The sequence below is a fragment of the Nonomuraea sp. NPDC050478 genome (assembly GCF_044458265.1).
Lineage (GTDB): Bacteria > Actinomycetota > Actinomycetes > Streptosporangiales > Streptosporangiaceae > Nonomuraea > Nonomuraea ferruginea.
In genome coordinates, this window is record NZ_JBITHT010000005.1 from 845,290 (window position 1) to 864,366 (window position 19,077).

Here is a 19,077-nt window from a genome sequence, read left to right on the forward strand (position 1 = left end):
CGAGCCGTCGATCAGTGGAAGAAGTGCCGCGTGCCGGTGAAGTAGAGCGTGACGCCCGCCTTCTCCACCGCGTCGATGACCTCCTGGTCGCGTACGGAGCCGCCGGGCTCGACGATGGCCTTCACGCCGCCCTCGATGAGCACCTGCGGCCCGTCGGGGAACGGGAAGAACGCGTCGGACGCGGCCACCGCGCCCGTCGCGCGCTCGCCCGCCCGGCTGACCGCGAGGCGGCAGGAGTCGACCCGGTTGACCTGCCCCATGCCCACGCCCACGGTGGCGCCGTCGCTGGCCAGCAGGATCGCGTTGGACTTGACCGAGCGCGCGGCCCGCCAGGCGAACGCCAGGTCGGCCAGCATCTCCGGAGAGGCCGGCTCGCCCGCCTTGAGCTGCCAGGTGGACGGGTCGTCGCCGGCCGCGTCGACCCGGTCGACCTGCTGGACGAGCAGGCCGCCGTCGATCCGGCGGAACTCGGCCGCGTTGGCCGGGCCGGCGGGGCAGACCAGCAGGCGCAGGTTCTTCTTCCTGGTGAGGATCTCCAGCGCCTCGGGCTCGAACGCGGGCGCCACCACGACCTCGGTGAACACCTCGGCGATCTGCCGGGCCAGGGACGCCGTGACCGGCCCGTTGACGGCGATCACGCCACCGTAGGCGGAGACCGGGTCGCACGCGTGGGCCTTGCGGTGCGCCTCGGCCACGTCGGCGCCGACGGCGATGCCGCACGGGTTCTGGTGCTTGATGATGGCCACGCACGGGTCGGTGAAGTCCCACGCGGCCCGCCAGGCGGCGTCGGCGTCGAGGTAGTTGTTGTAGGACATCTCCTTGCCGTGCAGCTGCTCGGCGTTGGCCAGCCCGTCCGCTCCCGAGGTGTAGAGGGCGGCGCCCTGGTGGGGGTTCTCGCCGTAGCGCAGCTCGGCCTTGCGCCGCCAGGTCGCGCCCATGAACGCGGGCCACTCCTCCTCGGCCGCGTACGCGCTGCCGAACCACGAGGCCACGGCCACGTCGTAGGCGGCGGTGTGGGCGTAGGCGATGCCCGCCAGCCGCTTGCGCTCGGCCTTGCTGAACCCGCCCTGCTCCAGCGCGGCGGACACCTCGCCGTAGAAGCCGGGGTCGACCACGACCGCGCAGGTGTTGTGGTTCTTGGCGGCGCCGCGGATCATGGCGGGGCCGCCGATGTCGATCTGCTCGACGCACTCCTCCGGCGACGCCCCCGAGGCCACCGTCTGCTCGAACGGGTAGAGGTTGACCACCACGAGCTGGAACGGGTCGATCTCCAGCTCCTCCAGCTGCTGCACGTGGTGCGGCTTGCCGAGGTCGGCGAGCAGCCCGGCGTGCACCCTCGGGTGGAGCGTCTTGACGCGCCCGTCGAGACATTCGGGGAAGCCGGTGAGCTGCTCGACCTTGGTCACCGGGATGCCGTAGGACGCGATGGCGGCGGCCGTGCCGCCCGTCGACACGATCTCCACCCCCGCACCGTCAAGAGCCCTGGCCAGCTCTTCCAGCCCCGACTTGTCGTACACGGCGATCAGGGCACGCCGGATGGCGATGCGGGTCACGAGTTTTCCCCTCCAATGTTGTTGCCGATGCGGACGACGCGTCCGCTGACCGTCCAGCCCTCGCGGACCATCCGGCCGACAGTGTCGACGAGCAGCCGGCGCTCGACGGTCTTGATGCGCTCGTGCAGCTCGGACTCGTCGTCGCCCGGCAGCACGCGCACGGCCTCCTGGGCGATGATCGGCCCGGTGTCGACGCCGGCGTCGGCCAGCATCACGGTGCAGCCCGTCACCTGGACCCCGTACGCGAGCGCGTCGCGCACGCCGTGAGCCCCCGGGAACGACGGCAGCAGCGCGGGGTGGGTGTTGACGACCGGGAACGAGTCCAGCGTCGGAGCGCCGAGAATCTTCATGAAGCCGGCCGAGATCACCAGATCGGGCTTGTGGGCCGCGATCTCCGCGGCGATCGCGGCATCCCAATCCTCACGATTCGGATAATCACGCAAATTTCGCACAAAAGTGGGTACGCCTGCGCGTGACGCCCTGGCCAAACCTTCGATCCCATCGCGGTCGGCGCCGACGGCCACCACGCGGGCCCCGTACGAAGGATCGGCGGAAGCGTCCAGCAGGGCCTGTAGGTTTGTTCCAGAGCCGGAGACGAGGACGACGAGCCGCCCAGCCTTAGACACGCACTCTCCCATGGACAATCGTGGGGTGGGGCTGCAAGCGTATCCGTTACTCGCCCGGTGACGCAGAGGAGGTCAGGTGTCGACACCGGTGCAAGCACCGGCCGGTCAGCAGCCCGCGGAGTCCGCGGGCCGCCGAGCGATCTGGTTGTCCATCGCAGCGCTGGCCATGACGTTCATGCTGCCGCTGGCCGGGCTGGTCATGGCGGTGTTCGCGCTCGTGGCCGGCATCCGCGCGCTCCCGCTGCTGAGAGGCGCGGGCAAACCCACCGGCGTGGCGTCGGGCGGCATCGCCGTGGCGACGGCCGCGCTGCTGCTCTCCGCCGGGGCCACCGGCATGCAGGTCTACCTGATGGACGAGAACTCCGCCTACCAGGAGTGCATGAAGGGCGCCGGCACGGTTCAGTCGCAGGGCGAGTGCTTCGTGCAGTTCAGGGAGGCGGCCGAGAAGAAGCTGCCGCCCGACGTGCTGGAGCTGCTCGGCGCGGCGCAGCCCTGATCAGTCGCGGTCCCACGCGTACGGGTCCACGTAGATCACGTGGCCGCCCTTGTCGTCCGACTCGTCCACGATGTCCTTGCGGCTCCGCGGCGCCTCGTCCAGCGGGGCGCGCGGCCGCGCCTGGGCCAGGGTCTCGGCGGCGGCCGACGCGTGCTCGTCCTGCCAGTCGTCCCTGATGACCGGGATGGGCTGCGTGTCGGCCTCGGTGGCGTCCATCCAGTGGCCGGGCAGCGGGCGGGCGTCCGACTCGGCCAGCCCGACCTTGCTCGCCGCCCTGGCGATCGCCGCCCCCGCCTTCCGCACCGGCGCGGCGGCCTTGTCGAGCGGCGCGCGGGCCTTGCGGCTGAGCAGCAGCAGGTTGGTCACGCCGGCGGAGATGCCGGCGGCCACGCCCACCTCCAGCCCGACCGACAGGGCCACCTCCCACGCCGGCGGCCCGACGACCGTCAGCCTGCCGCCGCCGATCGGCCCGCCGGACAACGCGGCCAGCGCCGCCGCCACCAGCCCGGTCGTGACGCCGGTGAGGAAACCCCAGAGCGGCGCGGCCTCGTACGCGGGAGAGGGCGAGATCCTGGCGACCACGACGCCCGCCACCGCGCCCGCCGCGAACGGCAGCGCGATCACCGCCATCATCCAGACGGGCGCCGGGCCGCTGTCGGGCAGCGCGCCCAGCATCGGCAGGCTCGGCACCGTGCCGAGCTGCACGCCCGTCGGCGCGACCAGCGTGTCCGCGCCGACCGCGAACCCCGGCCCGGCGATGTAGGACAGCCCCCAGATGACCACGTTGAACAGGTAGAGCAGCTGCACCAGCAGGAGCAGCACGCCGCCCACGAACCCCGGCGCGAGCACGTCGGACAGCTCCCGCACCTGGTCGAAGTTGAGCACGATGGCGACCAGCACGAGCACCAGCCCGGCCGCGAGCATGATCGCGGTGGCCACCGCCGTGCCGACGGTCACCGCCCGCACCCGCTCGGGCAGCAGCCTCGGCATCACCCGCCACGGCCCGATCGTGCGCGCGACGGCGAGCGTGCCGGCCAGGAAGGCCAGGAGGAAGTGGCTGATCAGCGCCTCGCCGATGGACGGCTTGGTGAGGTCGTTGGTGGTGGCCAGCGCGATGCCGCCGGCCAGCATGGCGTAGGGGGCCGCGAGCGAGACGCCCGCCTGCACGACCAGCACGAGCTGGGCCCGGCGCCGCGCGTTGGCCTTCTCCTTCGGGCTGTTCTTCGGGAGCCGGGCCGGCATCCGCAGCCGCAGGTCGGCGTCGCGGGCCATCCACCGCCCCGCCTTGTAGAGCAGCAGGGCGGGCAGCACCATCAGGCCCAGGGGCAGCAGCCCGACCCGGCCGCCGGGGATGTCGAAGCCCGCGTGGTGGGCGGCCAGCCAGATCTGCGCGGCCGTGCGGAACACGCCGGGCAGCCCCTGGCCGAGCGCGCCGCGCGGGGCGGCCATCCAGCCGACGATGGTGAGCGTGGTGAGGACGGCGAGCCCGGCGCCCAGCGCGATGGCGGCGGCGAGCATGCCGGACACGGGCAGGGGCCGGCGGGACTCGTCGTCACCCGAGACCCCCGGCAGCTTGCCGAGAACCGACCGGGGGGCGGTGCGGAGCTGGTCGAGTATCGCCGTCACAACAAGTGATTTTCTCAATCTTTCCCGACCGGCGCTTGGTTGACGCGCCGCACCCGCCCGGTTTATACGGTGTTTCCGCGACGGGCACGGGCTTTCCGAGCCCCGGACACGCGGAAGGCCCCGCCCGGACGAACGAGCCGTCCGTGGGGGCCTTCGCCGCTGTCTAGCGTGACTGCATGATCTCCCGCATCAGGCGGGCGGTCTCGGAGGGGGTCTTGCCGACGCGCACGCCGACCTTCTCCAGGGCCTCCTTCTTCGCCTGGGCGGTGCCGGCCGAGCCGGAGACGATGGCGCCGGCGTGGCCCATGGTCTTGCCCTCGGGCGCGGTGAAGCCCGCGACGTAGGCGACGACCGGCTTGGTGACGTGCTTCTCGATGTAGGCGGCCGCGCGCTCCTCGGCGTCGCCGCCGATCTCGCCGATCATCACGATCGCGTCGGTGCCGGGGTCGTCCTGGAACGCCTGGAGGCAGTCGATGTGCGTGGTGCCGATGACCGGGTCGCCGCCGATGCCCACGGCGGTGGAGAAGCCGAAGTCACGCAGCTCGTACATGAGCTGGTAGGTCAGCGTGCCGGACTTCGACACCAGGCCGATGCGGCCCGCGGTGGTGATGTCGGCGGGGATGATGCCGGCGTTGGAGGCGCCGGGAGAGGCGATGCCGGGGCAGTTGGGGCCGATGATGCGGGTCTTGTTGCCCTTCTCGGTCGCGTACGCCCAGAACTCGGTGGTGTCGTGGACCGGCACGCCTTCGGTGATCACCACGCAGAGCGGGATCTCGGCGTCGACGGCCTCCTTGACGGCGTCCTTGGTGAACGCCGGGGGGACGAAGACGACGGACACGTCGGCGCGCGTCTTCTCCATCGCCTCCTTGACCGTGCCGAACACGGGCAGGCCCTCGTGGGTGGTGCCGGCCTTGCGGGCGTTGACGCCGCCTACGACGCGGGAGCCGGCGGCGAGCATGCGGCGGGTGTGCTTGGTGCCCTCCGAACCGGTCATGCCCTGAACGATGATCTTGCTGTTCTCGGTCAGCCAGATAGCCATGTGTCACGCACCTACCGCAGCGAGCTCGGCGGCCCGCTTGGCCGCGTCGTCCATCGTGTCGACCAGCTCGACGCGCGGGAGCGCGGCGTCGGCCAGGATCTGTCGCCCGAGCTGGGCGTTGTTGCCGTCGAGGCGGACCACCAGCGGGTGGTTGACCGACTCGCCGCGGCTCTCCAGCAGCTTGAACGCCGAGACGATGCCGTTGGCCACGGCGTCGCAGGCGGTGATGCCGCCGAACACGTTGACGAAGATCGACTTGACCGACGGGTCGGACATGATGATCTCCAGGCCGGCCGCCATGACCTCGGCGGACGCGCCGCCGCCGATGTCGAGGAAGTTGGCCGGGGCGGGCTTGCCGGGGAAGGCCTCGCCCGCGTAGGCGACCACGTCGAGCGTGGACATGACCAGGCCGGCGCCGTTGCCGATGATGCCGACGGTGCCGTCGAGCTTGACGTAGTTGAGGTCCTTGGCCTTGGCCGCGGCCTCCAGCGGGTCCTCGGCTGCCTGGTCGACGAAGGCCTCGTGGTCGGGCTGGCGGAAGGAGGCGTTGTCGTCGAGCGTGACCTTGCCGTCGAGGGCCTTCACCTGGCCGTCGGCCGACAGGATCATCGGGTTGACCTCGACGAGGCTGGCGTCCTCGTCGACGAACGCGCACCAGAGCTTCTCGATGAGCTCGGCCGCGCCGTCGAGCGCCTTCTCCGGCAGCCCGCCGGCCGCCGCGATCTCGCGGGCCGTGGCGCGGTCGACGCCGGTCAGCGGCGAGACCGGCACCTTGGCGACCTTCTCGGGGGTCGAGTGGGCGACCTCTTCGATGTCCATTCCGCCCGCGGCGGAGCAGATGGCCAGGAAGGTGCGGTTGGCGCGGTCGAGCAGGAAGGAGAAGTAGTACTCCTCCGCGATCGCGCTGGCCTCCTCCACGAGCACCTTGTGCACCGTGTGGCCCTTGATGTCCATGCCCAGGATGGCCTGGGCCTTCTCGACGGCGTCGGCGGCGTCGTCGGCCACCTTGACGCCGCCGGCCTTGCCGCGGCCACCGGTCTTCACCTGCGCCTTGACGACGACGCGACCGGTGAGCTCCTCGGCGGCCGCGCGTGCCTCCTCCACGGTGTGGGCGACGATGCCGCGTGGCACCGGGATGCCGTAGTCGGCGAAGAGTTCCTTCGCCTGATGTTCGAACAGGTCCACGAGGGTCCGTCCTTGCTTCTCCGACTGAATGTTCGACGGCCCGGGCCACCCCGTACGTCCGTGCCGGGCGTTTCCGCCAGTGAAGCCTAGCCCCAGACTTGACCCTTCCCGGTCACCGGGTCGCGGTTGTGCCTGGATGTGACGGTGATCTCACTCCGCCTGCACGAAATGTGCACCGAATCATCAGCTCTTGTCCGCCTATTGAGATATCGCTGTGATCTTCGATCGGCAAGATACCTTTTTCCCCTTCCTTTTCAACCGAGGACAACGATGAGAAGAGTCATTGCCGGACTGGCATTGGCCACCGCGGCGACGCTGGTCACGGTGGCGCCAGCGCAGGCCGCACCGGCGAATCCGGTCAAAACGCTGAAGCAGCAGTTCAAGCCAGGACACGGAGTGCGCGTTTCCGAAACTGCGCGTAGTTACGTCGACGGAAAGGCCGCCGAAACCCTTCGTACGACAGGAAAACTCGCCTTCGGTAAGAAGGGAGTGATCGCGGCCGACCTGACCAGCCGCGCGAAGTCCAGCGGTAAGGGCAATACGCGCACCTCCCTGTCGGCGCTGGGCTCCAACCGCACCATCAGCACGGGCGACCACAGGTACCTGCAGGGCGGCATCTTCACGGACATGCTGCCCGAGGGCAAGAAGTGGCTGCGTTACCCCGGCTTCTCCCACCAGTCGAACCAAATGGTCGACATCTTCAACCCGAAGGTGCTCAAGGGCCTGGTCGCCAAGGCCGAGAACGTCAAGGGCGACTACAAGGGCACGGTCACCCTCAAGCAGCTCGCGGCGTTCCAGGACACGACGATCCCCGGCAAGCTAGGGAAGATCAAGGTCAAGTATCTCCTCGACACCAACGCCAGAGGACTGGTGACCCGCGTGGTGAGCGAGTGGACACTCGACTTCGGCCTCATGGGCAGCAGCCGCACCGTCACCGACACCCGCTACACCGGCTGGGGCTCCAAGGTCACGATCAAGGCCCCGGCGAAGTCGCAGTGGCTCGACATCGCCGACCTGTTCGCCGAGACGCCGGACGCCGACATCCCGTCGGAGATCCCGGAAGACGCCATCAGCTCACTCGGGGTCGGCGGCTAGCTTTCTCCTCTTCCGTACGAATGAGGACCCTCATGCTCTCGGGCATGGGGGTCTTCCCAGTCCCACGAGACCGAGACATCGCATGAAGCGTCTCACCGCGGCCCTCGCCTCGACCTTCGTCCAGGCCGTCCCCGCGCAGGCCGCGCCCAAGGATCCGCTGGCCGCCGTGGAGAAGCGGGACCGTCAGAGCGGCGGGCCGCTGAGGTCAAACGCTGATCCACGGAGGCCGGGTTCGTGCTCCTTTGGACCGTTACAACATCGTGACGAGCCATTCGCCGTCGAAACACGCGTCCCAATTGTCACACGTACAGACGCGTAACGCGGAGAACCATAGCTCAGGAGTACGACCCGTGAATGTCTTCCCCCGGATTCTCGCCGCCGCCGCGCTGGTGACGGCGGTGGCCTGCGCGGCGGAGGGCGCCCCCGTCGCTCAGCAGGCCGCCCGGCCGCAGACGGTGCAGGCGGCTCAAACCGTCACGAAGGCGAAGAAGAAGTTCAAGATAGGCATCGCCGACATCACCCCCATGGGCGAGAAGACGGAGAAGGTGGGCGTCGGCTTCCCCATCATCGTCACCTTCGACCGCGACGTGCCCGACAAGGCCGCCGTCGAGTCCGTGCTCCAGGTCGAGGCGGAGCAGCCCGTCGAGGGCGCCTGGCGGTGGGTGTCGCCGCGCAAGGTCATCTACCGCACCAAGACCTACTGGAAGCCCTACCAGAAGGTGCTGTTCAAGGCCCTGCTCAGCGAGATCCCCGGCAACGAGAAGGCGAAGAACGTCAGCCGCCGCTTCGCTGTCGGCGCCAAGCACGTGTCGCTGGTCGACACCCGCAAGCACGTCATGAAGGTCTACCGCAACGGCAAGCTGGCCAAGAAGATCCCGATCAGCGCCGGCCGCGGCGGGCTCGTCAGGAACGGCGTCGACGTCTACCTGACCACCAGCGGCGTCCACCTGACCATGGGCAAGAAGGCCGTGGAGACCATGACCTCGTCGTGGATGGGGGTGACCGACCCGAAGGACCCCCGCTACTACAAGGAGGAGATCCCGTGGGCGGTGCGCATCTCCGACAGCGGCGAGTACGTCCACCAGAGCTTCGGCGACTACCAGTATCTCGGCCGGTCCAACCAGAGCCACGGCTGTGTGCGCGCCACCCCGGCCGGGGCCAAGTGGTTCTACCAGATCAGCCAGCGCGGCGACGTCGTCAAGATCGTCGGCACCAAGCGCAAGCTCCAGTGGAACAACGGCTGGAGCTACTGGCAGCTCAACTGGACCCAGTGGAAGAAGGGCAGCGCCCTGCGCACCGCCCAGAGCTGACGTACGGGGTCAGAGCTTCTCCAGCGGCGCGTACGCGAGCAGGAGCGTCTTCTCACCGCCCGAGCCGAAGTCGATCTTGACCTTGGTCTTCTCGGCCACGCCGTCTACCGACACCACGGTGCCGAGACCGAACGCGTCGTGGGTGACCCGGTCGCCCGGCGTCAGCGACGGGACGGCCCGGCCGCCGGTCTTCTTCGGGGCCGCGGCCGGGGCGGGCTCGCGGCGGGTGGCGGCGCTCCACGCCGACTTGTCGGGGTCGGTGCGCCACTCGACCAGCTTGGCCGGCACCTCGTTGACGAACCGCGAGGCCGGGTTGAACGACGGCGCGCCCCACGAGCTGCGCACCGCCGCCCGCGTCAGGTAGAGCCGCTGCTGGGCGCGGGTGATGCCGACGTAGGCCAGGCGGCGCTCCTCCTCCAGCTCCTTCGGCTCGCCGATGGAGCGGATGTGGGGGAAGACGCCGTCTTCCATGGCGGTCAGGAACACCACCGGGAACTCCAGGCCCTTGGCGGTGTGGAGCGTCATCAGCGTCACCACGCCCTGGCCGCCGTCCTGCTCGGGGATCTGGTCGGCGTCGGCCACCAGCGACACCTGCTCCAGGAACTCCACGAGCGTGCCCTCGGGATTGGCCTCCTCGAACTCGCCGGCCACCGAGACCAGCTCCTGGAGGTTCTCCAGACGGGACTCGTCCTGAGGATCTTCGGACGCCTCCAGCTCGGCGCGGTAGCCGGTGGCCACCAGCACCTCCTCGGCCAGCGCGGACGGCGGCACGCCCTCGCCCTTGGCGATCAGCTCATCGATCATCGCGACGAACTCCCTGATCGCGTTGAGCGAGCGGGTGGCCATGCCCGGCGCCTCGTCGGCCCGCCGCAGGCCCTCCCAGAACGGGATCCGCTCGCGCGCCGCGAACGCCTCCACCATCGCCTCGGCCCGGTCGCCGATGCCGCGCTTGGGCACGTTGAGTATGCGGCGCAGCGACACCACGTCGAGCGGGTTGGCCAGCACCCGGAGGTAGGCCAGCAGGTCCTTGACCTCCTTGCGCTCGTAGAAGCGCACCCCGCCGACGACCTTGTAGGGCAGGCCGGTGCGGATGAAGATCTCCTCGAACACGCGGGAGGCGGCGTTGGTGCGGTAGAAGACCGCGACGTCGCCCGGCCTGACCTCCTCCTCGTCGGCCAGCCGGTCGACCTCCTGCGCCACGAACACGGCCTCGTCGTGCTCGTTGTCGGCGACGTATCCCACGATCTTGGGCCCGTCGCCCTGGTCGGACCAGAGGTTCTTCGGCTTGCGCGACTCGTTGCGGGAGATGACCGCGTTGGCGGCGGCCAGGATGTTCTGGGTGGAGCGGTAGTTCTGCTCCAGCAGGATCGTGCGGGCGTCGGGGTAGTCGCGCTCGAACTCGAGGATGTTGCGGATCGTCGCGCCACGGAAGGCGTAGATCGACTGGTCGGCGTCGCCGACCACGCACAGCTCCGACTGGCTGGTGCCGGAGCGCACCTGGTCGCCGTCGGCGGTGCGCAGCTCGGGGAACCCGACCAGCTCCCTGATCAGGATGTACTGCGCGTGGTTGGTGTCCTGGTATTCGTCGACGAGGACGTGGCGGAAGCGCATCCGGTAGTGCTCCGCCACCTCGGGGAAGAGCTGGAAGAGCGTCACCGTGTTCATGATGATGTCGTCGAAGTCCATCGCGCCGGCCTCGGTGAGCTTGAGCTGGTAGCTCTTGTAGGCCTGGGCGAGCGTCTTCTCCAGGTGGGAGCCCGCCCGCTCGATCGCGGTCTCGTAGTCGATCAGCTCGTTCTTGAAGTTGCTGACCTGGGCGGAGAACGACCGGGGCGGATAGCGCTTGGGGTCGAGCTCCATCTCGCGGCAGACCATGGCCATGAGGCGCTGGGAGTCGGCCTGGTCGTAGATGGAGAAGCTCGAAGGGAAGCCGAGCCGCTTGGCCTCGCGGCGCAGGATGCGCATGCACGCGCTGTGGAAGGTCATCACCCACATCGCCCGCGAGCGCGGGCCGACGAGCTTGTCGATGCGCTCCTTCATCTCGCGGGCGGCCTTGTTGGTGAACGTGATGGCCAGGATCTCGCCCGGATGGACGTCGCGCTCGGCCAGGAGGTAGGCGATGCGGTGGGTGAGCACCCGCGTCTTGCCGGACCCGGCGCCCGCGACGATCAGCAGCGGGCTGCCGTGGTGGAGCACGGCCTCGCGCTGCTGAGGGTTGAGGCCGTCGAGCAAAGGGTGGTCAACAGAGACTTGGGTGGGCACGCCCCTAGGTTAGGCCCCCTCACCGACAATCGGCGCCCGGAATGCCGGGGACCGGGCTCCCGTTGTGCGGACAGACGCCTCAGAAAGGGGAGCCATGCTGCCGGAGAGTGAGATCACCAGGGTCCTCGTCGTGACGGCGCACCCGGACGACGCCGACTTCGGCGCGGCGGGCAGCGTGGCGCTGTTCGCCGACAAGGGCGTGGAGGTGACCTACCTGCTGGTCACCGACGGCGACGCGGGCGGCAACGACCGCTCCCTGGACCACTCCGGCATGGCCGAACTGCGCCGCGCCGAGCAGGCCGCGGCGGCCAAGTGCGTCGGCGTGACCGACCTGCGCTCCCTCGGCCGCGCCGACGGGACCGTCGTCCCGTCGCTGGATCTGCGCAGGGACATCGCGCGCGTCATCAGGCAGGTACGGCCCGAGCTGGTGATCACCCATCACCCCGAGCGCAACTACGAGTTCATCGCCCCCAGCCACCCCGACCACCGGGCGGTCGGCGGCGCCACCCTGGACGCCGTCTATCCCGACGCGCGCAACCCGTACGCCTTCCCCGAGCTCGTCGAGGAGGAGGGCCTGGAGGCGTGGACGGTGCGTGAGGTGTGGCTCATGGGCGGGCCCACCCGCAACCACTGGGTGGACATCACGCCGGTCGTCGACCGCAAACTGGCGGCACTGCAGTCGCACGCCAGTCAGGTGGGTCACATCGAGGGGTTCGCGGAGATCGTCAGGGACCGTTTCGCCGCCTGGGCGCGGCAGGCCGGCTTCCCCGACGGGCACTACGCCGAGGGCTTCCAGGTCGTCAACACGACATAGGCCGGCTTACGGCACCGAACCGGGCGGCACCACCCACAGCGACGGCTGCCCGGTGACCTCCGCGATCCGGTCGTAGTCGCGGTCGTAGTGGAGCACCGTAGCGCCGTACACCTCGGCGCAGGCGGCGATGAGCAGGTCCGGCGGGCTGACGCCGCGATGCTGCGAGGCCTCGATCAGCTTCAGCTGGACCTCGCGGGCGCGCGCCCAGACTTCCGGTCCGGCGGACAGCCTGATGACCTGGTGCTGTGCGCGGATGATGCGCTTGTAGTGCGCGTGGTTACGGGCGCTGTAGCCGACCTCCAGGTCGATGATGTCGCACGTGGCCACGACACGAGCCGCGTAGAGCGGGTGGAGCGCCTTGGCGACGACGTCGCTGGTCCTGATGCGCGCCAGCGCGCTCGTGTCGAGCAGGTAGATCACTCCTGTCGCCGCCACGCGTGCTTCATTACCTCCGGATCCAGCAGATCCGGGCTCCCCTCCGTCCGCCAGAACTCGAACGCCTCGATCGCGTCCGCCGTCTCCTCGTCCCGGTCGAGCACCGCCTGCAGGGCCGAGTGGACCGTTTCCTTCATGCTGCTCGTCCCCAGCCTGTCCTGGACCGCCTGGACGAGTTCCTTGTCGATGTCGATGACCGTTCGCATGGAACACCACCTCCGTTACCTCCAGCGTATATCACGAAGTGTGATCTTGATATACGCACTCTCCGTGTTTGATCGAACACGTTGAGGCGCGGAAGTGACTTTAAAGCAGCGGCAAAGAGGATGAACGCAGGCCAGGGCCGCGAGGTGAAGGATCCTCACCCCGGGGCGGAAAGCACCCTCACCACCGGGAGAACATCACCAGCGCTGCCGGGCCTCCTCCGCCCACCCCGTCAGCCCGTCGAGCTCCACCCAGGTGCCGTCGTCGGCCTGGGCGCGGCCGGCGAAGTGGCCGAAGCACTGGTGGGTCTCGGAGCCCACCACCACCAGCTCGGTGCGGGCCACCCGCTCGTAGAACGGCGTGAACTCCACCTGCACCCGGGGACCGGTGATCCGCCACGGCCGCATCCAGTCGGCGCGGTCGTAGCTCCACGCCAGCTCCTCGCCGATCTTGTGCAGCCGGCCGCCGATGAACAGGGCGTTCTCCGTCATCCCGGTGCCGGCCGTCCACCGCCCGCCGAGCTGGATCGCCTTCCCGGGCGCGCTGCCCGCCGCCCAGTTCCAGGCGATCGAGTACGGCCAGCGCCCCCGCCCGTGGTCGAGCACGGCGAACGAGTCTTCCTCGCGCACCTCGTACGGGACCGAGCCGAGCACGAGCCTGCCCCGGACCGGGCGGCCGACGTCCTTGACCGTGTACTGGAAGCGCCGCGGGCCCCACGGCACCACCACGCCGAGCGACTCGTGGCCCTCGCGCGACGGCATCTCCAGGTCGACCTCGATGCCCTCGGCGCGGGCGCGCAGCGCGGTGGCGCCGGGGGTCTGGGTGATCCGGATGTCCAGCCCGCCGCCGCCCTTCGCGACGGCGGTGCCCTCCCCGCTGCGGTCGGGCATGACGGTGCCGCGGGCGAACGGCACCACGACGTCCCTGCTGATCTCCTCGCCGGCGGCGCGGTCGAGGACGTAGAGGCCGTGCACGCCCGCGTAGTCGAGCGAGGACGCCACGACGCCGATGATGTGGGACGGGGTGACGATCCCCCAGTATTCCCAGCGCTTGGTGCGGCCCCAGCCGCGCAGGTTGGCCCGGTGGAGCGGCCGTCGCGTCCAGCCGACGGCGGCCGGGTTGAGCCGTCCGTCGGGCAGGCAGAGGTCCACGGGCTCGGTGATCTCCCGTTCGCGCGTCGTCATCAGAGGGAGGCCTCCTGCTGGACGGGCTCGGTCTTGGTCGCGGCGAGGCGGGCGAAGAGGTAGCCCAGCGAGTTGGTCGCCAGATGCAGCATCGAGGGCGCGAGGAGCCCGCCCCGGCGGCGCAGCTCGGTGAACAGGACCCCGGCGGCGGCCGTCGAGAGCACGCTGCCCGCCACGACCCGCGCCGTGTCGAGCCGCCCGGGGGACTCGCCCGCGACGACCGCTCCCAGCGCCGGGTTGGCGCGCGCCATGTCGACGGCCGGCAGGATGTGCCAGAGGCCGAACAGCGCCGACGACACCGCCGTGGCGGTGGCCTGCCCGTGGGCCCGGCGGAGCATCGCGTGCAGCGCCCCGCGGAACCCGACCTCCTCCAGCAGCACCGTGCCGACGGGAACCTGGAGCAGGGCCTCCTCCAGGACGCGGGCGCGGGTGAGCGACAGCGCCCGCTCGTCGTGGAAGAGCGGGCGGGTGCGAGGGAGGGTGATGCCGACGGTGTAGACCGCGGCCACGCCGGTCACCAGCACCCCGCCGATGACCGCCCCACGGCGCCCGTGCTCGAACCCGAGCTCCTCCCACGTGACTCCGGACCGGCGGGCCATCGCCACCAGCGCCGCCGTGGCCGCGGCGGAGGTGAGGGGGCCGAGCCGCGGCGCGACGCGGTTGTTGAGCACGTTGGCCGCGGTCAGCACGGCGATCGAGCGAAGCAGCACCCTTGAAGATTAGTCGCGCTCACTATCAACTCGCGCCGGAGGGTCACGAGGCCGCGGGGCGGCGCACACCTTCGGGAACGCGGGAGCGGCGGCGCTCCTCCGGGGTGAGCCCACCCCAGATGCCATCGGCCTCGCCCGCCTTCAACGCGTACGAACGACACTCGGTGAGGACCTGGCACGTCGCGCAGACGGCCTTGGCCCGCGCCTCCTGGACGGGTGAGGGGGCGAGGGGGAAGAAGAGCTCCGGGTCGCTGGATCTGCAGGCCCCCCTGCGCAGCCAGCCGATCTCCTCCAATGGCATGGGCTAACGCTATGACGTGTACAAGATCAGTCGCATCATCCTGGGGATTGACACGCGACTACATCGCGGGAGGTGTCAGCAGGCGCTCACGCCGCGGGTGTAGCCGACGGCGAACGACCGCTGGCGCTGCTCGGCCGTACCGTGGGCAGCTGGGTCGAGCCAGTCGTCGGTCGGGTCGCCGGCGGCGGCGAGGTTGAGCAGGAGCTCGTCCTCGTCGCCCGGCTCGGCCACCAGCGCCCCCGAGTCGATCAGGGCGCGCAGCGTGCCGCCCGCGTAGCAGTCGGCCTGCAGCTCCATCTCCACGTTGAGGCGGAAACTGGTGCGGAGCTGGGCCTGCACGGCGTGGCCGAACTCGTGCGGGATGATCAGATAGACGGAGCCGTCGCCCATCCGGCTCCACAGCGCCCGCATCCACTCCTCGTCGTAGGCGATGAAATGTCCCGCCGAGCAGTAGAAGGCGTTGTTCGGCACGGACGGCTGTCCGCCGCAACGCGGCCCGTTCGTCCCCGAGTAGGGGATGAACCGGTTGACCGGGCGATAGGTCATCCCGGACGCCGCGAACTGCTGCTTCCAGAACTCCTCCGACAGCGTCCTGGCGCCCCACACGTCGTCCTCGAACGAGTCGAGCCCGCGCCGGTCCCTCGACGGCACGTCGACCACACCACAGGCGGAGACGGGGGCCAGCAACAGCACGACGAGCAGGAGGCGCACGACGAGGGGAGGCGTCACATGCCTCAGACTGCCCAGGTATGTACGGGTTCATTCGCGTGCATACGGTCGAGGTACTCCAGCGTCATCGCCCGCAGCGCCTCATGCCGGTCGCCGCCGATCGTCCGTACCTTCTCGACCTGCCAGGTGGCGCCCGTGCGGCCGGTCAGGCAGCGGCCCTCGATGACGCCCAGCAGGCGGGCGGAGACGTCGTGGTCCACACCCCGCAGGTTCAGCCCCTCGTACGCCATGGGCAGCAGGCGGCGCAGGATCAGCTCGTCCGCCGGCACCTCGCCGAGCCCCGGCCAGTACAGCCTGGCCTCCAGGCCGTGGCGGGCGGCGTTGTAGAGGTTCTCCTCGGCGGCGGCGAACGACATCTGGCTCCAGACCGGCCGCTCCGCGTGCGGCAGCACGCTCATCAGGCCGTAGTAGAAGGCGGCGTTGGCCGCGATGTCGAGCACGGACGGGCCGGCCGGGAGCACCCGGTTCTCCACGCGCAGGTGCGGGCGGCCGTCCACCACCGCGTACACGGGACGGTTCCACCGGTAGACGGTGCCGTTGTGCAGGGTCAGCTCGTGCAGTTGCGGGACGCGGCCCTGTTCCAGCTCGGCCCTCGGGTCCTCGTCATCGCAGATGGGCAGCAGGGCCGGGTAGTAGCGGACGTTCTCCTCGAACAGGTCGAAGACGCTGGTGATCCAGCGCTCGCCGAACCACACGCGGGGCCGCACGCCCTGTGCTTTCAGCTCGTCCGGACGGGTGTCGGTGGCCTGCTCGAAGAGCGCGATCCTGGTCTCGCGGTGCAGCTCCTTGCCGAACAGGTACGGGGAGTTCGCGGCGACGGCGACCTGGGGGCCGGCGATGGCCTGGGCGGCGTTCCAGTGCGCGGCGAACGCCGGCGGGCTGACCTGCAGGTGCAGCTGGACACTGGTGCAGGCGGCCTCGGGGGTGATGCTGTCGGCGCGCGTGTCCAGCAGTTCGACGCCCTCGATCCGCAGGTGCAGGTCCTCGCCCCTGGCCGCGAAGATCTGCTCGTTCAGCAGCTTGTAGCGGGGGTTGGCGGAGAGCGTGCCCTCGCCGATGTCCCGCTCGCGCAGCGTGGGCAGGATGCCGACCAGCATCAGACGGGCGCCCTGCGACCGGGCGCGCTCCTCGGCGTGGTTGAGCCGGGCGCGCACGTCGTCCTCCAGCCGCCGGGCCCCGCCGTCGCCGAGCTCCTGCGGCTCGATGTTGATCTCGACGTTGAACTGACCCAGCTCGGTGGCCCAGTCAGGCCGCGCGATGGCGGCGAGCACCTCGGCGTTGCGCATGCACGCCTCGCCGGCGCCGTCCACGATGTTGAGCTCGATCTCCAGACCGGCGAGCGACCGGTCGACCTCGAACTTCGACTCCCGGAGCAGCTCCGCGAAGACGTCGAGGCAACGGTGGACCTTCTCGCGGTACTTCCGTCGGTCGTCCCGGCTGAACACGACGATCGGCACATCCCTGCCCATACCTGGAATGTCGCACGCCGTCCCTTGTTAGACCACCCCACCACGCCCAGCCTTCGTCCTGGGCTGAGGCAAGGCGCCTACGCTCCAACTTCCCCGTGCCGCCAGCCCCGCCCACGCCCAGCCGGAGTCGTTCATGGACGACTTTCTCCCCGGCGGTCAGACGAGGCGGCGGGCGGTGGCCCAGCGGGAGAGCTCGTGGCGGTTGGAGAGCTGGAGCTTGCGCAGCACCGACGAGACATGGGTCTCCACCGTCTTGACCGAGATGAACAGCTCCTTGGCGATCTCCTTGTACGCGTAACCGCGGGCGATCAGCCGCAGCACCTCGCGCTCGCGCTGCGTCAGCGAGTCGAGCTCGGGGTCGATCGGAGGCGCCTCGGAGGAGGCGAAGGCGTCGAGGACGAAGCCGGCCAGGCGCGGCGAGAAGACCGCGTCACCGTCGGCGACCCGGCTGATGGCGTCGGTCAGCTCCTTGCCGCTGATGTTCTTGGTGACGTAGCCGCGGGCGCCGCCGCGGATGACGCCGATCACGTCCTCGGCCGCGTCCGACACCGACAGGGCGAGGAAGCGCACCTGCGAGCCGGCGCCGAGCACGCGGCGCAGCACCTCCTGGCCGCCGCCGCCGGGCATGTGGACGTCGAGCAGGACGACGTCCGGCTGCAGCTCGGCGATGGCCTTGACCGCCGAGTCGACGTCCTCCGCCTCGCCCACGACCTCGATCGAGTCGCCCAGCTCGGCCCGCACGCCGGAGCGGAAGAGCCGGTGGTCGTCCACGATCAGCACCCGCGTCATTGCTTTTCCACCTTCATCGTCAGCATCACTTCAGTGCCCTCGCCAGGCTCGGTACGCACCCTGGCGGCGCCGCCGTGACGTTCCATCCTTCCGATGATGGACTCCCTGATCCCCATCCTGTCGACCGGCACCGCGTCGAGGTCGAACCCCTTGCCCCGATCCTTCACGAAAATCGTGACCTCTTCACCCTCTACTTCCGCGTACACGGAAATGGACGGACTCTCAGAGTATTTCGCGGCGTTGACCATCGACTGCCGGGCCGCCTTGAGCATGGCCCCGAGCCTGCCGCCGGAGTCGAGGTCGATGTCGCCGACGCAGACCACCTCGATCGGCACGCCGTGCGCGTCCTCCTCCTCGGCCGCGATGCGCCGTACGGCGGCGGCGAGGGTGGCGTCGGCGTCCTGGGCCGGCTGGTAGAGCCAGTTGCGCAGCTCGCGCTCCTGGGAGCGGGCCAGGCGGGTGACCTCGCGCGAGTCGTGCGCGACGCGCTGGATGAGCGTCAACGTGTGCAGGACGGAGTCGTGCACCATCGCGGCGACCTCGGCGCGCTCCTCCTGACGGATGCGCTCGCGCCGTTCGAGCTGCAGCTCCTTCCACAGGCCGGCCAGCCACGGGGCGGCGATGACCGCCAGCCCGCCGACCACGACCGTGGTGAACAGCAGGCCCTGGCCCGCCTCCTGGAGCTGGCCCTCGACCACCAGGAAGCCGATCCCGCCCGCCACCACGAGCATCACGCCGAGGAGCGTGCGCACCCGGTTCTTCCTGATGCTCTTGGTCGCGCCGCTCACCCAGTTCTTGCGGCGGTCGGGGTCGGCCTGCTGCCACAGGATCAGCCCGCCGATGCCGCCCACCGCGAACGGCAGCATGCCGATGCCGCCCCGCGAGGCTCCCGTCAGGAACCCGAACGCGAGCAGCGCCACCCCGATCGCCGTGAACGCGGCGAGCTGGCTCCAGTCGCGGGCGGGCGGCTCTCCCCTGTACGGCTCGCGCGGCGTGATCATCCACAGCACCGCGTACGCCACACCGCCGACCCCGCCGACCACGCTGAGCAGCACGAACACCAGCCTGATCACGACGGGGTCGAGCTTGAGCTGCGCGGCCAGGCCCTGCGCGACGCCGCCGACGAGCCGGCCCTCCATGGGGCGCATCATGCGGCGGTACGGCCCGCTGGTCTCGGGCTCGGCGAGTGTCTTCTGGTCTGTCATAACACCGCCATCGTCACATGTCGCAGCGTTGGGGGCATCAGGGAA

The 19,077-nt window shown here is 70.1% G+C and carries 19 protein-coding genes; 4 read left to right on the top strand and 15 right to left on the bottom strand.

Going from position 1 to position 19,077, the window contains the following annotated elements:
- Window positions 1–11: 11 nt before the first annotated feature.
- Both purH and purN read right to left on the bottom strand, forming a co-directional pair.
- Window positions 12–1,553, bottom strand: a complete 1,542-nt coding sequence (gene purH / locus ACIBF7_RS28765; protein ID WP_148036900.1) for a bifunctional phosphoribosylaminoimidazolecarboxamide formyltransferase/IMP cyclohydrolase — start codon at window positions 1,551–1,553, stop codon at window positions 12–14.
- Entirely contained in the window at window positions 1,550–2,179 is a 630-nt protein-coding gene (purN, locus tag ACIBF7_RS28770; RefSeq protein ID WP_261809073.1) for a phosphoribosylglycinamide formyltransferase, read from the bottom strand. Before purN ends, purH begins: the two co-directional genes overlap by 4 nt.
- 76 nt (window positions 2,180–2,255) lie before the next feature.
- On the opposite strand from purN, the gene ACIBF7_RS28775 reads away from it, so the two are divergent.
- A complete protein-coding gene (locus ACIBF7_RS28775; RefSeq protein ID WP_261809072.1) occupies window positions 2,256–2,675 on the top strand; it encodes a hypothetical protein in 420 nt (139 codons plus the stop codon).
- Here the strand turns inward: ACIBF7_RS28775 and ACIBF7_RS28780 are convergent, their stop codons facing one another.
- From ACIBF7_RS28780 to sucC, 3 genes are all read right to left on the bottom strand, one after another.
- Window positions 2,676–4,301: a DUF6350 family protein gene (locus tag ACIBF7_RS28780; RefSeq protein ID WP_397198561.1), complete on the bottom strand. Its 1,626-nt coding sequence runs from the start codon at window positions 4,299–4,301 to the stop codon at window positions 2,676–2,678.
- A gap of 163 nt (window positions 4,302–4,464) precedes the next feature.
- On the bottom strand, window positions 4,465–5,340 hold the full coding sequence (sucD, locus tag ACIBF7_RS28785; protein ID WP_148036897.1) for a succinate--CoA ligase subunit alpha: 876 nt from the start codon (window positions 5,338–5,340) through the stop codon (window positions 4,465–4,467).
- Window positions 5,341–5,343: 3 nt separating this feature from the next.
- A complete protein-coding gene (gene sucC, locus ACIBF7_RS28790; protein ID WP_148036896.1) occupies window positions 5,344–6,525 on the bottom strand; it encodes an ADP-forming succinate--CoA ligase subunit beta in 1,182 nt (393 codons plus the stop codon).
- Window positions 6,526–6,921: 396 nt separating this feature from the next.
- Here sucC and ACIBF7_RS28795 point away from each other — a divergent pair, with 396 nt between their 5' ends.
- Together ACIBF7_RS28795 and ACIBF7_RS28800 are read left to right on the top strand one after the other, a co-directional pair.
- Entirely contained in the window at window positions 6,922–7,620 is a 699-nt protein-coding gene (locus ACIBF7_RS28795) for a hypothetical protein (RefSeq protein ID WP_397198562.1), read from the top strand.
- Window positions 7,621–7,970: 350 nt separating this feature from the next.
- The gene (locus ACIBF7_RS28800; RefSeq protein WP_148036893.1) at window positions 7,971–8,930 is read left to right on the top strand and encodes a L,D-transpeptidase; all 960 of its coding nucleotides are present in this window, start codon (window positions 7,971–7,973) and stop codon (window positions 8,928–8,930) included.
- A 9-nt stretch (window positions 8,931–8,939) separates the two neighbouring features.
- Here the strand turns inward: ACIBF7_RS28800 and pcrA are convergent, their stop codons facing one another.
- The gene (gene pcrA, locus ACIBF7_RS28805) at window positions 8,940–11,162 is read right to left on the bottom strand and encodes a DNA helicase PcrA (protein ID WP_271276630.1); all 2,223 of its coding nucleotides are present in this window, start codon (window positions 11,160–11,162) and stop codon (window positions 8,940–8,942) included.
- Between the two features lie 124 nt (window positions 11,163–11,286).
- Here pcrA and ACIBF7_RS28810 point away from each other — a divergent pair, with 124 nt between their 5' ends.
- Window positions 11,287–12,006 carry a PIG-L deacetylase family protein gene (locus tag ACIBF7_RS28810; RefSeq protein WP_219545169.1) on the top strand — a complete coding sequence of 240 codons (720 nt, stop codon included), beginning with the start codon at window positions 11,287–11,289 and terminating at the stop codon, window positions 12,004–12,006.
- 6 nt (window positions 12,007–12,012) lie between these two features.
- On the opposite strand, the gene ACIBF7_RS28815 is transcribed toward ACIBF7_RS28810, so the two are convergent.
- From ACIBF7_RS28815 to ACIBF7_RS28855, 9 genes are all read right to left on the bottom strand, one after another.
- A complete protein-coding gene (locus ACIBF7_RS28815) occupies window positions 12,013–12,441 on the bottom strand; it encodes a PIN domain nuclease (RefSeq protein ID WP_148036891.1) in 429 nt (142 codons plus the stop codon).
- Window positions 12,423–12,647: a type II toxin-antitoxin system VapB family antitoxin gene (locus ACIBF7_RS28820; protein WP_148036890.1), complete on the bottom strand. Its 225-nt coding sequence runs from the start codon at window positions 12,645–12,647 to the stop codon at window positions 12,423–12,425. The genes ACIBF7_RS28815 and ACIBF7_RS28820 overlap by 19 nt, the downstream gene beginning before the upstream one ends.
- A 195-nt stretch (window positions 12,648–12,842) precedes the next feature.
- The gene (locus tag ACIBF7_RS28825; protein ID WP_148036889.1) at window positions 12,843–13,829 is read right to left on the bottom strand and encodes a DUF2804 domain-containing protein; all 987 of its coding nucleotides are present in this window, start codon (window positions 13,827–13,829) and stop codon (window positions 12,843–12,845) included.
- On the bottom strand, window positions 13,829–14,539 hold the full coding sequence (locus ACIBF7_RS28830; RefSeq protein WP_271276625.1) for a CPBP family intramembrane glutamic endopeptidase: 711 nt from the start codon (window positions 14,537–14,539) through the stop codon (window positions 13,829–13,831). Before ACIBF7_RS28830 ends, ACIBF7_RS28825 begins: the two co-directional genes overlap by 1 nt.
- A 43-nt stretch (window positions 14,540–14,582) precedes the next feature.
- Window positions 14,583–14,840 carry a WhiB family transcriptional regulator gene (locus ACIBF7_RS28835; protein ID WP_219545166.1) on the bottom strand — a complete coding sequence of 86 codons (258 nt, stop codon included), beginning with the start codon at window positions 14,838–14,840 and terminating at the stop codon, window positions 14,583–14,585.
- A 75-nt stretch (window positions 14,841–14,915) separates the two neighbouring features.
- Window positions 14,916–15,569 carry a neutral zinc metallopeptidase gene (locus ACIBF7_RS28840; protein ID WP_397198563.1) on the bottom strand — a complete coding sequence of 218 codons (654 nt, stop codon included), beginning with the start codon at window positions 15,567–15,569 and terminating at the stop codon, window positions 14,916–14,918.
- A gap of 5 nt (window positions 15,570–15,574) precedes the next feature.
- Window positions 15,575–17,038 carry a glutamate--cysteine ligase gene (locus ACIBF7_RS28845; RefSeq protein ID WP_397198564.1) on the bottom strand — a complete coding sequence of 488 codons (1,464 nt, stop codon included), beginning with the start codon at window positions 17,036–17,038 and terminating at the stop codon, window positions 15,575–15,577.
- A 156-nt stretch (window positions 17,039–17,194) separates the two neighbouring features.
- The gene (locus ACIBF7_RS28850) at window positions 17,195–17,827 is read right to left on the bottom strand and encodes a response regulator transcription factor (protein ID WP_148036884.1); all 633 of its coding nucleotides are present in this window, start codon (window positions 17,825–17,827) and stop codon (window positions 17,195–17,197) included.
- A complete protein-coding gene (locus ACIBF7_RS28855; protein ID WP_148036883.1) occupies window positions 17,824–19,032 on the bottom strand; it encodes an ATP-binding protein in 1,209 nt (402 codons plus the stop codon). The genes ACIBF7_RS28850 and ACIBF7_RS28855 overlap by 4 nt, the downstream gene beginning before the upstream one ends.
- Window positions 19,033–19,077 lie beyond the last annotated feature (45 nt).

What these genes read in the sequence shown, in the direction of transcription:
- sucD (WP_148036897.1), bottom strand. Translation starts at nt 5,340, where the DNA reads ATGGCTATCTGGCTGACCGAGAACAGCAAGATCATCGTTCAGGGCATG.
- ACIBF7_RS28810 (WP_219545169.1), top strand. Translation starts at nt 11,287, where the DNA reads ATGCTGCCGGAGAGTGAGATCACCAGGGTCCTCGTCGTGACGGCGCAC.
- ACIBF7_RS28820 (WP_148036890.1), bottom strand. Translation starts at nt 12,647, where the DNA reads ATGCGAACGGTCATCGACATCGACAAGGAACTCGTCCAGGCGGTCCAG.
- ACIBF7_RS28825 (WP_148036889.1), bottom strand. Translation starts at nt 13,829, where the DNA reads ATGACGACGCGCGAACGGGAGATCACCGAGCCCGTGGACCTCTGCCTG.
- ACIBF7_RS28835 (WP_219545166.1), bottom strand. Translation starts at nt 14,840, where the DNA reads ATGCCATTGGAGGAGATCGGCTGGCTGCGCAGGGGGGCCTGCAGATCC.
- ACIBF7_RS28845 (WP_397198564.1), bottom strand. Translation starts at nt 17,038, where the DNA reads ATGGGCAGGGATGTGCCGATCGTCGTGTTCAGCCGGGACGACCGACGG.
- ACIBF7_RS28850 (WP_148036884.1), bottom strand. Translation starts at nt 17,827, where the DNA reads ATGACGCGGGTGCTGATCGTGGACGACCACCGGCTCTTCCGCTCCGGC.
- ACIBF7_RS28855 (WP_148036883.1), bottom strand. Translation starts at nt 19,032, where the DNA reads ATGACAGACCAGAAGACACTCGCCGAGCCCGAGACCAGCGGGCCGTAC.